Source organism: Veillonella ratti (assembly GCF_003992115.1).
Taxonomy (GTDB): domain Bacteria; phylum Bacillota; class Negativicutes; order Veillonellales; family Veillonellaceae; genus Veillonella_A; species Veillonella_A ratti.
Genome location: NZ_RQUX01000002.1, coordinates 121,522 through 135,373, shown reverse-complemented (window position 1 = coordinate 135,373; position 13,852 = coordinate 121,522). Strand labels below are relative to the sequence as shown.

At 41.4% G+C, this 13,852-nt stretch carries 12 protein-coding genes; 11 read left to right on the top strand and 1 reads right to left on the bottom strand.

Going from position 1 to position 13,852, the window contains the following annotated elements:
- From recR to EO124_RS01500, 5 genes are all read left to right on the top strand, one after another.
- Complete coding sequence (recR, locus tag EO124_RS01520) at positions 1-591, top strand: recombination mediator RecR (protein WP_127058033.1); 591 nt, start codon at positions 1-3, stop codon at positions 589-591.
- Between the two features lie 10 nt (positions 592-601).
- The gene (locus tag EO124_RS01515) at positions 602-835 is read left to right on the top strand and encodes a hypothetical protein (RefSeq protein ID WP_127058032.1); all 234 of its coding nucleotides are present in this window, start codon (positions 602-604) and stop codon (positions 833-835) included.
- A 19-nt stretch (positions 836-854) separates the two neighbouring features.
- Entirely contained in the window at positions 855-3,425 is a 2,571-nt protein-coding gene (locus EO124_RS01510) for a 3'-5' exonuclease (RefSeq protein WP_127058031.1), read from the top strand.
- 10 nt (positions 3,426-3,435) lie between these two features.
- On the top strand, positions 3,436-4,410 hold the full coding sequence (locus EO124_RS01505) for an RluA family pseudouridine synthase (protein ID WP_127058030.1): 975 nt from the start codon (positions 3,436-3,438) through the stop codon (positions 4,408-4,410).
- Between the two features lie 227 nt (positions 4,411-4,637).
- Complete coding sequence (locus EO124_RS01500; RefSeq protein WP_127058029.1) at positions 4,638-5,171, top strand: NAD(P)H-dependent oxidoreductase; 534 nt, start codon at positions 4,638-4,640, stop codon at positions 5,169-5,171.
- Between the two features lie 335 nt (positions 5,172-5,506).
- Here the strand turns inward: EO124_RS01500 and EO124_RS01495 are convergent, their stop codons facing one another.
- Positions 5,507-6,412 carry a LysR family transcriptional regulator gene (locus tag EO124_RS01495; protein WP_127058028.1) on the bottom strand — a complete coding sequence of 302 codons (906 nt, stop codon included), beginning with the start codon at positions 6,410-6,412 and terminating at the stop codon, positions 5,507-5,509.
- A 205-nt stretch (positions 6,413-6,617) separates the two neighbouring features.
- On the opposite strand from EO124_RS01495, the gene EO124_RS01490 reads away from it, so the two are divergent.
- From EO124_RS01490 to EO124_RS01465, 6 genes are all read left to right on the top strand, one after another.
- Entirely contained in the window at positions 6,618-8,555 is a 1,938-nt protein-coding gene (locus tag EO124_RS01490) for an aconitate hydratase (RefSeq protein ID WP_127058027.1), read from the top strand.
- A gap of 105 nt (positions 8,556-8,660) precedes the next feature.
- The gene (locus tag EO124_RS01485; RefSeq protein ID WP_127058026.1) at positions 8,661-9,698 is read left to right on the top strand and encodes a lactonase family protein; all 1,038 of its coding nucleotides are present in this window, start codon (positions 8,661-8,663) and stop codon (positions 9,696-9,698) included.
- 11 nt (positions 9,699-9,709) lie between these two features.
- The gene (locus EO124_RS01480; protein WP_127058025.1) at positions 9,710-10,993 is read left to right on the top strand and encodes an SLC13 family permease; all 1,284 of its coding nucleotides are present in this window, start codon (positions 9,710-9,712) and stop codon (positions 10,991-10,993) included.
- Positions 10,994-11,049: 56 nt separating this feature from the next.
- Entirely contained in the window at positions 11,050-11,823 is a 774-nt protein-coding gene (locus EO124_RS01475; protein WP_127058024.1) for an RraA family protein, read from the top strand.
- A 407-nt stretch (positions 11,824-12,230) separates the two neighbouring features.
- The gene (locus EO124_RS01470) at positions 12,231-12,665 is read left to right on the top strand and encodes a Dps family protein (RefSeq protein WP_127058023.1); all 435 of its coding nucleotides are present in this window, start codon (positions 12,231-12,233) and stop codon (positions 12,663-12,665) included.
- Positions 12,666-12,931: 266 nt separating this feature from the next.
- Positions 12,932-13,639: an RraA family protein gene (locus tag EO124_RS01465; RefSeq protein WP_127058022.1), complete on the top strand. Its 708-nt coding sequence runs from the start codon at positions 12,932-12,934 to the stop codon at positions 13,637-13,639.
- Positions 13,640-13,852: the final 213 nt, after the last annotated feature.

Here is a 13,852-nt window from a genome sequence, read left to right as displayed (position 1 = left end):
ATGGCAAATCCCTTAGAACGCTTAGTGGAAGAGTTGCGCCGCTTGCCGGGCATCGGCGCTAAATCGGCTCGGCGTTTGGCGTATCACTTGGTAGAATTGCCGGCTGATGAAGTGGCTACGTTGATTGAAACAATTGAGCAGGCTAAAGCGGCTACCAAACGCTGTTCCGTTTGTTTCAATCTGTCGGCGCAGGATCCTTGCGAATTTTGTGCCAATGAAATGCGCGACCACAGCATCATTTGTGTGGTGGAAACATCGCGCGATGTGGTAGCCATTGAACGAAGCGGCGATTATAAAGGTGTATATCATGTGCTGGAAGGGGCTTTATCACCACTGGAAGGCATCGGTGTGGAAGATATCCGTATTAAGGAATTATTGAATCGTTTGCGCGATGAAACCGTGAAGGAAGTCATTCTCGCCACCGATCCGGATCCGGAAGGGGAAGCAACGGCTCTTTATTTGGCACGTTTATTAAAACCGATCGGTATTAAAGTAACGCGTATTGCCCGCGGTGTGCCGGTTGGCGGTGATATTGAATATGCCGATGAATTGACTATCGGCGGGGCGGTTATGAACCGCCGGGAAATGTGAGGCTTTTCGAATGGATTTAGTGGTAACTGCTGCTGTAGCAGTCGTTGTTATTTATACAATTTTTAAAGTAGCATTCTATACAATTAAAAGGGTCGGTTTCAACCTGATCTTGGGCTATGCAGCGTATTATGTGAGTGTAAATTTCTTGCATATTCCGGTGGATATGACCGTACTCATGTGGTTTTTGACAGCTGTCTTGGGCCCGATTCCGGTAATCGTCGTGGCTTTGATGCACGGCATGTAATATAAAGGAGGCAGTCAGTATGGCTCAGTTAAATGAAGCCCAGCAGCGTGTGGTGAATACGTTGACGAATAACATACTGTTACTGGCCTCGGCAGGTACGGGAAAAACAAATACGCTGGCTCACCGTGTAGCGCATATTATTCAAAGTGGCGCGGCTAAAGGCGAGGAAATTCTTTGCATGACATTTACCAATAAGGCATGTCGTGAAATGAAGGATCGCATTTTGGCCATGGCGGGACCGGCAGCTAAAGCTGTGGAGGTAAGCACCTTTCACAGCTTTTGTTATAAAGTCCTGCAAGAGGAGAGTAAACGTGACGATAGTCTGTATTTTGACATGGCCATTTACGATGAAGTAGATTGTCAGGAATTACTTGCCCCATGGTTGCCGGTGGGCATGAAGGAAACCATGTTCTTCAATCTTATCAGTCATGTGAAGGAATATCGGTCTATATGGGGATATTACAGTGATAATGCGGCGCGCGATTATGGAACGACTATCGATCGCCTTTTTATAGAACAACGATTGACGATGGAGCGTTTTTTTGAAAAACTCAATCCCTCGGATTTGGCGGACTTTCGTGCCAAAGGGTATGAAGCTTTAGTCGGTTATGAGCAGGCTTTGGCGGGCGTGCACGGCGTCGATTTTACCGATTTGATTACCTTGGTACACCGCCTGTTTCAAGTTGAAACCGTACGGGAGCGCTGGCGCAGTCGCTATCGCTATATCAATGTAGATGAAATGCAGGACACCAGCGATTTGGAATGTATGGTTATGAAATATCTGTGGCAGGGTAATCATGTGCTTCTTTGCGGCGACTATTTTCAGACTATTTATGAATGGCGCGGCTCCAATCCGGAACGGCTCCTGTCTGAGTATAAGGCGGAGTTTTCACCGGACGTGATTGTCTTTTATGAAAACTATCGAGCCAATAAGTATCTGTTTGACGCATCGTTTGCCGTGTTAGAGCGCATGTTCCCGCGGTTAATCGGTGAATTTTATCAGGAAAAACCGTTTGCCGCCAGTAAGACGCCGGGTGAGCCTATCGTGGTGCACAAGGCGCCCACGGAATGGAAAGAAGGGGCGTATATCTTTGATACCATTCAGACTTTGCCAAAAGATGCCAAAATCGGTATCTTGGTGCGCCAGAACTCACAGGCTCAGTACTTGAGCGCTCTGTTTGAGCGTTTTAATGAGCATGTAGCCCCTGAAGAACAGCGTCAATTTATGATTATTGATGAATATAAATTCTTCCGTCGCCAAGAAATTAAAGATGTAATGGCTTATTTCAAACTGTTACTGAACCCGCACGATGCAGTGAGTGCCAAGCGTATTATTATGCGCTATGTGAAAGGTATCGGTGAGGCTCGTATTCAGCAAATTGAAAGCGAAGCGGTGCGGACTATGGGGCTGCGCTTGACCGACTTTATGGATATGCAGATTTTTGAAAAAGAACCGTATGACGGACTTTTGCAAGGCCTTACAGCCGGTAAGATTGTGGTCTATGATGTGGAAAGTACGGGGACCGACACAACCCGTGATGAAATTATTCAAATCGCGGCGTGCAAGCTCAATCCAGATGGTTCGGAAGGTGAGATTTTTGAACGCTTTATTCGCCCGTCGAAATCAGTCGGTGATTCAGCGGCCGTACACGGGTTTACCGATGAAAAGCTGGCTGAAGTCGGCGAAGATGCGGCTACCGTATTGGCTGAATTTAAGGAGTTTGCTAAAGGGGCCGTTATTGTCGGTCATAATGTAAACTATGATATCAGCATTTTTACCAACGAATTGGCTCGTCATAATTTGGGAACACCGGAATTTGCCGATGTGTATGATACCTTGGATATTTTCCGTCGTTTTTATCCCCGTTTGCCGAACCATAAGTTGGGCTTTTTGAGTGAATATTTCCCAATCAATCACAAACCGACTCATAATGCGATGGATGATATTCGTGCTACGGCACTGCTACTGCTCTATGCGATTGAGCATAATATAAAATCAACGGCAGATCAGCGCCGCGCTTTAATCAGTAATTTTAAAAACTCCTTTGCCACCATGGCTTCACAGATGGCAACCTTGCGCCGCAAGATTTTGACGGATAAGCCATCGGCCCTTTTGGCGTATATCATGAATGATATGGGCGTGCTTGCCTATTATGCGGAACGTAAAGAAAATGACCGCGTAGAGTATATTCGTGATTTGTATCGACTCATGGTAGATTTGGAAGGTCAGGCTAACGACTTGTCAGGGCGAGCCTGCTTGCAACAGATGCTGGAACAGGCAGCGCTTACGGCGGGTGAGCCGGACCAACGGCTTAAAAATAATGATAGAATTCCGATTATTACGGTGCATCAGGCCAAGGGCAGTGAGTTTGAGTATGTGTTTTTGGCGGGCCTTCGGGAAGGGTTATTCCCGAGCTGGTTATCTTTGAAAGAGGGAAAACTGTCGGAAGAACAGCGACTCTTTTACGTGGCGATTACCAGGGCTAAAGAGCGGCTCTTTATATCGTATGCCATGACGGATAATCGCGGCCGCGGCGTGAAGCCAAGTGAGTTTTTAAAATACTTACCGGCTGATGTAATCAGAGAATAAGGAGGTGCCTATGTCACGAAAAACATATCGCAGCGATGATGTGTGCTTTTTATTGCGTCCGGACGATGTAATGGCCGGTATTGAAACGGTTGGCGCTTGGCTTGATGCCAAGCATATGGCCCGTTCAGTTATGAAAACGCTGTTTCAAGAAAAACTGGTTCTCTTAAATGGTAAAAAAACAAATCCAAAGGAATCGGTGGCGCTTAATGATGAATTGAGACTGCAGATGTCGAAGGAAAAAATAGATCATGATCCGGTGCCTATGGAGCTCGTTATTCTCTATGAAGATGAAGATTTACTCATCTTGGATAAACCGGTGGGGATTACGGTGAATTCTAAGGGGCAGGTATCATTAGCTAATGGTGTAGCTCAGTATTTTAAAGATAATGGCATTAAGCGCAAAGTTCGCTTTTTGAATCGTTTGGATAGAGATACATCAGGTTGCATTGTGATTGCCAAAAGTGCCTTGGCGCAGAGTTTTTACCAACAGCAAATTGAAGATCAACGCTTCGAGAAGTGGTATGCTACAGTTGTGCAAGGGGTACTCTTGGATACGAATATTGTGGATCTGCCTATGAAACGTGGGGAAGACGGAATTCACTATGAAGTGCGCGAAGACGGCAAACCAACGCGCACCGTGTATAACGGCACCGGTGTATTTGAAGAGGTCGAGGGTGTTCAGCTCGGTGGTGCTACGGGTCAACTTGACGATATATTGGCTACCTCTTATCGCGAAGTAAATGCCGATGAATTGGCGACCATGACTGAAGCGGACAAAGCTAAGTTGGTATCTACCGTAGATATCAGACTCTATACGGGGAAAACACATCAAATCCGTGTGGCTATGGCTCATTTGGGCCATCCTTTGGTAGGCGATGCTTTGTATGGTAATGAACGAGCCGGCAGAACCTATGAATTACGGGCGCGGCGCGTGGTTTTCACGTCACTTCGGACCGGTCAAATAGTAACAGTGAGTGCCGACTAAGGTTGCCGATTAAGGTCGCATAATTTACTGTGCCTTGTGACTTGCGGATGGGGATATACGCTTTTGGAGAGAATTGTTTTAACGTGATAAAATTACATTAATTTATGTGATTTTAAGATAGATTCTCAAAGTTTCTTGATGTATAATAGATATAGAAAGTTCAATATAGTTACATTGTATATTCTAAAATTTATATATTATTATCTTGAGAAAACAGGAGGTATCCTATGAAAACCGTAGTTTTATTATTCCATCCTAATTTTGAAGCATCCCGCATTAATAAAGCCTTTGAACAGGCTATCAGCGGTGATTATACTGTTCGCCATATGTATGATTTATATCCGGACAACAAAATTGATGTGGCCAAAGAACAGGCTGTATTGACTGAAGCTGACCGCATCGTATTGCAGTTCCCGATGTATTGGTACAGCTCTCCTTCCTTGTTAAAAGAATGGCAGGATGCAGTGCTTCTTTATGGTTGGGCTTACGGCAGCACCGGTAAAGCTTTGCATGGTAAAGAGTTGCTATTGGCTGTTTCCACCGGCGCACCTAACTATACCCATGAAGCCGGTATGTACACTGCTACCGAATTGCTCCGTCCGTTCCAAGCTATGGCTGAATTCTGCGGCATGACTTACTTGACGCCGTTTGTAGTAAAAGGCACCCTCACTATGAGTGATGAAGATTTGGCTAAACATGCTAAAGAATATGCTGAATACTTGAAACAGGAAAGCATCCCTGCGTTGGGCAAGTTTGACTGAGGAAAGACTGAACTTTAAAGGCTAAAAAGGTTTAAAGCGATTTAAAATGGTAAAGTGCCTTACAGTGCTTAAGCCTCTTGAAGCCCCTATATTACTGACAATTGAATAGAACAAGCCTCCGTGCATTTTCGATAGTGAAAGTGTGCGGAGGCTTGTTGTTTTTTGAATAATAATAGTGTTTATTTAAAATACAATAGCAAAAAAGTGTAAAATTTAACGAGTTTTTGCTATTAATAGCAAAAAGTTGTAAAAATAAAAAGTTTTTGCTATCAATGGCAAAAAGTTGTAAAAATAAAAAGTTTTTGCTATCAATGGCAAAAAGTTGTAAGTGTAGGTTAATATTTTTTAGCCATAACGCCGGCAATTTCTTTGAGTTGTAATCTGGAAGCCATTTCCGGCAAGGCAACAATAACTAAGTCGCGCATATTGAGTTTTGATTGAATACGGAAAAAATGGATAGATGAGTCAGATTTGTTTTTACGAATCGTATTGGGGAGCAAAGTGAGTCCATAGTTTTCCCTAGTCAATGAATAACAAGTATCCAGGTTTTCTGTTTCTAAAATAGCTTTCGGTGCAAAGTGATGTTCTTCGCAGATAGCATTTACAAGGGTCCGCAATTTTAAATGCGGCTTTAAGAGTATAAAAGGAAAGTCCGAAAAGCCTTCAAGGGAAATTGGGTCATTTTGTTGACTCAACGATTGAGCTAATTCCAAAGCTTTGGTGTTTTTTTCATTAATAGCCAAGAGTATTTCCTCTTTGACAATTGGGGTTGCTACGAGTTGCGATGAGTAAATAGGCGTGGGGAATATGCCCAGATCAAGATGACCGAGGATGATTTGGCGTTCCAGAAAGTGAGATTCCCCTTCTACAATATTTACGTGTAAATCATCATGATAATCTTTAAACGCTGCTAATGCATTGGATAACATATGATGTCCGTAAAATTGTGAGATGCCCAAAGAAATTGTGCTGTGCTCCAAGTGATTAAATTGTGTAAGTTCTCGTTGCAATTCTTCAAAAGCACTTAAAATAGGAATTGCTTTTTTTATAAGATGCTCGCCGGCTTCGGTAGGGATAACACGTGAACGGTCCCTAAAGAATAAAGTGAGACCTAATTCTGATTCTAACCGTTTGATAGCCTGGCTTAAGGCCGGGTGTGAAATGAATAGGGCGTCTGCCGCTTTTGAAAAAGATTCGGTATCGGCAATGGTTTTTATGTTTTTTAAATCCTTAATATCCATAGGCCTCTCCTTTTGAATATAAGATTGTACATTGCATAATAAAATGTTATATATCTATCATAATTAAATATTATCATAAAATGATTAAAAATAGTATGATGAGTTTAAAGAATATGAAATATGTTTAATAGGTATTTTAACTGAGCGTTTTAGTTTATGAGAAATAAGCTGAAATTAAAAAGCGGTTAGCTTGGAGGCGAGCAGAATGAAACAGAATTTAACTCGGAAAATAATAGCGGCGCATTTGGTAACTGGTACCATGACCGTGGGCGAAGAAATCGCGGTAAAGGTTGATCAAACTTTAACTCATGATGTGACCGGAACCCAGGCATATTTAGCATTTGAAACGATGAATGTGCCAAGAGTAAAAACAGAGTTGTCAGTTAGTTATGTGGATCACAACTTATTATATGCAGATAATAAGAATGCAGATGATCATGTGTATTTGCAAAGCATTGCCAAAAAATATGGGCTTTATTTATCACGTGCCGGCAAAGGTATTTGTCATACCGTTCATTTTGAACGATTCGGACAACCGGGAAAAATTTTGTTGGGATCCGACAGCCATACCCCTACCGGTAGTGCCATCGGTGCGTTAGCGATTGGTGCAGGCGGCCTTGATGTTGCCTTGGCTATGGCCGGTGAACCGATGTATTTAAAAATGCCTAAAGTAGTCAATGTACGATTACATGGTCGTTTGCGCCCGGGTGTGAGTGCTAAGGATATTATTTTAGAAATGCTACGACGTGAAACGGTTAAAGGCGGCGTAGGTAAAATATATGAATACACCGGGGATGGGTTAGATTGTTTGAGTATTTATGACCGCTCAACCATCACTAATATGGGCGCAGAAATGGGGGCTACCACATCGGTCTTCCCAAGTGACGAAGTAGTACATGAATTCTTTATTCATCAGCAGCGGGAAGAACAGTGGCGCCCGTTGTTACCGGATGAAGATGCCGACTATGATGAAGTTATCGACATTGATTTAGCTGAGTTGGAACCGCTGGTAGCGCAGCCTGATATGCCGGATAATGTTTGCAAAGTCAGTGATTTAAATGGAACGGTAAAATTGGATCAAGTCTTTATCGGCAGTTGTACCAATGCCTCTTATAGCGATTTAGCAAAAGCGGCGGCCATTTTAAAAGGTCACACCGTTCATCCCGATGTAAGTCTCGTAGTAGCCGCAGGCAGTCGCCAAATTTTTGCCATGGCCTTGCGCGACGGGATTATATCTACTTTAGTTGATGCAGGTGCTCGTATTTTGGAATGTGGTTGCGGACCTTGTGTAGGGATTGGTCAAGCACCGCGCACCAACGGAGTTTCGCTGCGTACTTCAAATCGTAATTTTAAAGGACGCAGTGGCACATTGGCTGCATCTATTTATTTAGGCAGTCCGGAAGTAGCGGCTATCAGTGCGATAAAAGGGTACATTACCGATCCGATTCGTGAAGGCGTAACGGATGTGCTTAGTACGGTAACTGAGCCGGCCACATATATTGTGGAAGATAATATGATTATCCCGCCACAAACTTCGTCGGAACCGGTTGAGATTATTCGAGGTCCAAATATTAAGCCGATGCCGATTAATGAACCGTTGCCTCAGATAATTGAAGCCCATGTTTCAGCATATAGAGGTGATAATATTACAACCGATGATATTATTCCGGCAAATGCACAGTTTTCTGCTTTACGATCCAATATTCCGGCGATTAGCCAAATTACGTTTAGCCGTATTGATCCGGATTTTGTAAAACGGGCCGAATCGTATGGCAAATCATTTATTGTGGGTGGTGAAAATTACGGCCAAGGATCCAGTCGCGAATATGCAGCCATTGCGCCAATGTATTTGGGCGTTAAGGCAATCATTACTAAGTCTTTGGCTCGTATTCATAAAAATAATCTTATTAATCATGGTGTTGTGCCATTGAATTTTGTAGATGCTACCGATTATGACCGTATTGCTCAAGATGATGTATTACGAATTGAAAATTTCCCAAGTCAATTAGAATCAAGAATCGTAACGGTTACGAATGTTACTAAGGGATTTTCTTTTGATACTAAAGCTGATTTGACGGATAGAGAAGTGAATATTCTGATTCATGGCGGTCAATTGCGTTTGGTGCAATCAAAAAATCAGTAGGTATTGAATGACTCTTAGTAGCCGTGTAATTGATTGTAAACAGTGGAAATTAAATTGGTGTAAAATTAGATTTTGGTAAAGGTAGTAGGTAGAGGAGGAATACACATGTTTGCTTATGTAGGTTGTCGTACAACGGAGCATCGCAATGCACGCGGTAAAGGAATTTCTGCGTATGAAGTTACGGAGCAGGGGTGGCGTTTATTGGGGATTACACCTATTTTGGAAAACCCTTCATATTTAGCTTTTGACAATAATAAGGATTTTTTGTATACCGTTCATGGTGATTATGAAGAAGTAAGTGCTTTTAAAGTTGAAGCGGATGGAAGTCTTACGTTTTTAAATACAACCGGCTGTGAAGGTAAAAACCCGGTATACATTGAAGTATCTCCGGATAATCGATTCTTATATGTGGCCACATTGCAAGGTGGTACTGTTACTACGATACCGCGGCTTCCTGACGGTAGTTTAGGTAAAGCTACATCGGTAGCACATATTAAAGGGCTTAGTGATGATACAGTCTCCTTGGCTCATCAGTGTGTGTTGGATAAAACGGGTCAGTGGCTTTTAGTGCCTACCCAGGGTCGCCATATCGGCTACGAACGAATTTATGTGTTTAAAGTAAATGCCGAAACAGGCGAACTTACGGAACACTCTCATATCGATGCCAGAACCTATGCGGAACCGCGCCATTTGACGATTAGTAAAGATAATCGCCGTGTATATGTGGTGAATGAAAAGGGCAACTCGGTTACGTACTATGATTTTGATGATAAAACCGGTAAGTTGACGGCTTTGCAGATTATTCCGTCACTACCGGAAACCTATACCGGCCAAGGGCAGGCCAGTGCTGTGCTACTTAGCCCGAGTGAAGATTTCTTATATGAAACAAATCGTATTCATGAAAGCGTAGCTATATATCGGGTAAACAGAGACACCGGATTTCTAACTAATCTCGGCTTTACCTCTGTTTTGGGCAAAACGCCACGCTTTTTCACCTTCATGCCTGATGAAAAGCAGTTGTTGATTGCTAATGAAGACTCTGATACGCTACAACTTTTTGATGTTGATGCGGAGCACGGTCAGTTGACATTTGCCGGGATTACGATTGAAACAGGCAGCCCTACAAGTGTAGTCTTTAAATAGGGGGAGTCATTATGAGTATGGCCGTGATTACTATTATATGCCTCATCGTCGCCATTGCGATTGGCTTTTTCAGGCAATTAAATGTAGGTATTTTAGCCATCATGGGCGCCTTTGTAGTAGGTCATATGATGGGGCTTAATGATAAGCAGATTATATCAGGATTTAACGGTAATTTGTTTGTTACCCTTATGGGTGTTACGTTTTTATTTAGTATTCTAAATTCCAATGGAACGATTCAGTTGTTGGCAACCCGGAGCGTTTCGTTAGTAGGTTCACACAATTGGCTGATTCCGATTGTTATCTTTTTGACCGGTTATATTATGACGGGCCTTGGCCCCGGTGCCATACCGATGTTGGCTATTATGCCTGCTTTTGCGATTCCGGTAGCTCTTGCCCGAGGTTATAATCCGATTATGATGGCGCTCATTGCCGATTTTGGTGTGTTTGGCGGACGAATGTCACCGATTACGCCGGAAAGTATTTTGGTTCGTGAATTACTGGCTAAAGGTAATATTGTTTCGCCGGACTTGGTTAATATTCTTATTGCTAATCAAACGTTAACCGGCATTGTTTGCGCTCTCATTGCTTTTGTATATTACAAAGGATATAAAGTTAAAAATGTACATATAACGGAAAGAGTAGCACCCTTTAACCGTCAGCAGTGGTTATCCTTAGTGGCGTTACTTACGATGGTTGTATTGGTTATTTTCTTTAAACACAATGTGGGCTTAGTATCTTTTACTGTAGGCGGCGCCTTATTGTGCTTAGGGGCAGCTGAGGAATCAAAAAGTATTAAAGGTATCCCTTGGAGCGTGCTGATTATGATTTGTGGTGTCGGGACGTTGATGAAACTTGTCGTTGAAAGTGGCGGAATTGATATTATCTCCGACTTTTTGGCAATCCTTATGAATTCGGCGACTGCATCCGGTATTATGGGGATTATTGCAGGGATTATGTCGTGGTTTTCGTCCGGCTTAGGCGTTGTATTTCCTACGCTGTTACCAACGGTAGCCGGTCTGGCAGAAGCTATCGGCGACAATGTAAATGCCATCGAAATGGCATCGCTCATTGTTATTGGTGGGACTTTTACAGGCGTCAGTCCGTTCTCCACAACCGGTGGTCTTATTTTGGCAACACTTATGACCGATGAAACCAGCGCTAATACAGATGTGCGTGAGCATAAAAGTCGTAAGATTTTTATTGAATTGTTGATTTGGTCTTGCATAACACTCGTTGTATTAGCCGTGTTGGCCTTTACCGGTGTTTACGGGTTACTTTATAACTTAATAGTATAATGTTAGGCAAAGGGGCATGTATGAGCGTGCCCCTTATGTATTAATAGGAGGGGCACATGATTGAGATTCGGAATATTGCGGTAAACAACGAAGAAGAAATTAATGTATATTTGGCTGATTTGCGAAAATTTTCGGCGGCAGTTATCAGTGATGCGTTGGATGTAGTGCGTAATCGTATGAAGGAAGCAAGGGAAAATTCAGATACAGTAACCGCTATGAATCATGGCGGCGTTTTGCCAAGCGATATACAATCATTGGGCGAAATTACAGAAACCGTGGTGGGGCAAGTGAGTACGGTTTGGGCACCGGATGGTACAAGTTTGCCGTTACACTTAGCTTTATTAAAACAGGCACGTAATCGAATTGTTGTGGTAGCTACAAATCATTGTAAAACAACGTCATATATAGGGGATATACAAGCTTTATTGGCGCATCGTAATCATTGTCGTGGGCTTATTATCGATGGTTTGGTACGAGACAAGACCGGGATTTTGGAGACATCATTACCTGTCTTTTGTAGCGGCACTTCTCCAAGACGACCTAATAAAGTTGAAAACGGGGGCATCAATGTACCGATTACAATAGGTTCGGTTGCTATAGAGCCGGAGGATTATGTAGTAGCGGATGCCGATGGCGTTGTAATCGTGCCGCGTGAATTAGTAGAAGCTGTCATCATGGCAGCCAAAGAGAAAGAGGCTTATGATATGGCGCGAAAGGGACGTGTAGCCACATTTGATTTTGAATCAATTCATAGCGTAGACGATTATAAAAAGATAGTCACCGAAGATGTAGCCAAATACCTGGAAGCTGATAAGTATAATCGAGAATGATAATAGATAAAGGACATGCTTTACTAAATTGCTGATCAAGGAGTATGAATTGAAAAGCCTTGAATATGAATGTAAAATGAGTGTAAATTGTTAAAATTATTTGCTAAGTAATTTTAATATCCTTAGTTTTATAGCGGTTTAAGGTGTTTTGTTTGATTGTTTTATCCTATAAATAAAAGTTTTAAAGTAAATAATAATTATTTTCCAAAAGTAATTGACATCGATTTTTGTCTATGTTATAATCTAACCATAGCAAACAATAATGATTATAAATTGCAGTAAAAGTGCTAGTAACCGAATCATAAAGAAATCTATTCGGTTGAAATATTAAATGATGTTTTTAATGTCAATTATTAAAATTCGTAGGAATTGTAAATAGAGGTTTACAATTCAAGGAGGAAAAAATTATGAAAAACGTACAGGAAGTAAACAAGTATTTAGCAAACTTAGCAATTTGGAACGTAAAATTACACAACCTTCATTTCAATGTAGTAGGTTCCCAGTTCGTACCAACTCATGAATACTTGGAAAGTGTATACGATAATGCATTCGAATACTATGATGCAGTAGCTGAAGCTCTTAAAATGGCAGGCGAAGAACCGGTAGTACGTGTTTCCGAATACTTGAAATTGGCTACTATCGAAGAATTGGATGGTCGCGCATTCAGCGTTAAAGAAGTATACGAAATTTTACAGGCTGACTTCAAATTGATGTCCGACTTGGCTCTTAAAATCCGTGAAGAAGCCGGTGAAGAAGATAACTTCGCATTGTCCAACTTGATGGAAGAGCACATTGAGTACTACACTAAACAGCTTTGGTTCTTACGTGCAAGCTTAGCATAAGAAGTTAGCTTAAGCACTACAAAGTAGTTAGTATACTTGCTCAACATAATAACAACATAAATAGCTCAACACACAATAACATAAACAAGCAAAGCGATGGATTTCGGTCCATCGCTTTTTTAGTATAAGGGGATATTATTATTAAACATAATGTTTTTGTATCATATAACTGCTAATACTTTGCTATAATAGAAACAAATTTTGGTTGTGGTATAGAATACCTTATTGATGTAGCAGATAATGAATAATGGTTGGGAGGTATAGTGATGTTGACTATTAAAGACAATAAAGGCCAATTATTACCGGAACAGAAAGATCGGTTGGCAAAGGTGTCAGTAGCGGCAATTTGCGATGGTTTAGAGAAGTTAGGTTTAGTAAACGGTAATGCACTTCCCGGTACTTTCTCGAATTTGGGCAAAAGTGAACAGACCGTGGTCGGTTTAGCAACTACGGTATATGCGCCGGAAGGAAGTAGTTTACCACTACATTTAGCAATGTTCACACATTCTGAAGGGCGAATACTGATAGTAGCAACTGATAATTATAAGGAATCTGCATATTTAGGAGACATACAAACCTTGATTGCTTCAAAAAAACAATGTCAGGGTATTATTATTGATGGTTATGTGCGTGATGCGGCAACTCTTGAAGAGAGTGATTTACCGGTTTATTGTAGAGGGATTGTGCCTAATAGACCTAATAAAAAAGAGGTAGGGGGCATTAATGTTGATATTACGATTGGTGAAGTAGGAATCAAAAACGGGGATATTATTTGTGCGGATAAAGATGGCGTTGTAATTATCCCCCAAGAGATATTAGAAGAAGCGATTATTGCTTCTGAAGAAAAAGAGCAAGTTGATTTGGAACGGCGCAATAAGGCTGAAAATTTTGACTATATGAATGCTAAAAATCTTAACGCCTATAGTTCTATCATGACTAAAGATTTGCAGGAATATATTAAACATATGAAATAGTATGCTTATATATTAAAAATTAATTTTATAGACTCTAAGTAGCAAATTTTATTATTGCCTACTTAGGGTCTTTTTTTATTTAAATGAAAATAATTATAAGTTATGAGGATGATGTTTTTACTATAACAAAACGTTATGTTTGAGCATAATGAATAGAAAATATCTTTTTGTGTAATGTATTGTTAGACTATGTATAAGAGCTCTTTATGGTAA

Coding starts and splice junctions, on each gene's coding strand:
- EO124_RS01465 (WP_127058022.1), top strand. CDS start 12,932: ATGTTGACTATTAAAGACAATAAAGGCCAATTATTACCGGAACAGAAA.
- EO124_RS01470 (WP_127058023.1), top strand. CDS start 12,231: ATGAAAAACGTACAGGAAGTAAACAAGTATTTAGCAAACTTAGCAATT.
- recR (WP_127058033.1), top strand. CDS start 1: ATGGCAAATCCCTTAGAACGCTTAGTGGAAGAGTTGCGCCGCTTGCCG.
- EO124_RS01480 (WP_127058025.1), top strand. CDS start 9,710: ATGAGTATGGCCGTGATTACTATTATATGCCTCATCGTCGCCATTGCG.
- EO124_RS01500 (WP_127058029.1), top strand. CDS start 4,638: ATGAAAACCGTAGTTTTATTATTCCATCCTAATTTTGAAGCATCCCGC.
- EO124_RS01495 (WP_127058028.1), bottom strand. CDS start 6,412: ATGGATATTAAGGATTTAAAAAACATAAAAACCATTGCCGATACCGAA.
- EO124_RS01505 (WP_127058030.1), top strand. CDS start 3,436: ATGTCACGAAAAACATATCGCAGCGATGATGTGTGCTTTTTATTGCGT.
- EO124_RS01485 (WP_127058026.1), top strand. CDS start 8,661: ATGTTTGCTTATGTAGGTTGTCGTACAACGGAGCATCGCAATGCACGC.
- EO124_RS01515 (WP_127058032.1), top strand. CDS start 602: ATGGATTTAGTGGTAACTGCTGCTGTAGCAGTCGTTGTTATTTATACA.
- EO124_RS01475 (WP_127058024.1), top strand. CDS start 11,050: ATGATTGAGATTCGGAATATTGCGGTAAACAACGAAGAAGAAATTAAT.
- EO124_RS01510 (WP_127058031.1), top strand. CDS start 855: ATGGCTCAGTTAAATGAAGCCCAGCAGCGTGTGGTGAATACGTTGACG.
- EO124_RS01490 (WP_127058027.1), top strand. CDS start 6,618: ATGAAACAGAATTTAACTCGGAAAATAATAGCGGCGCATTTGGTAACT.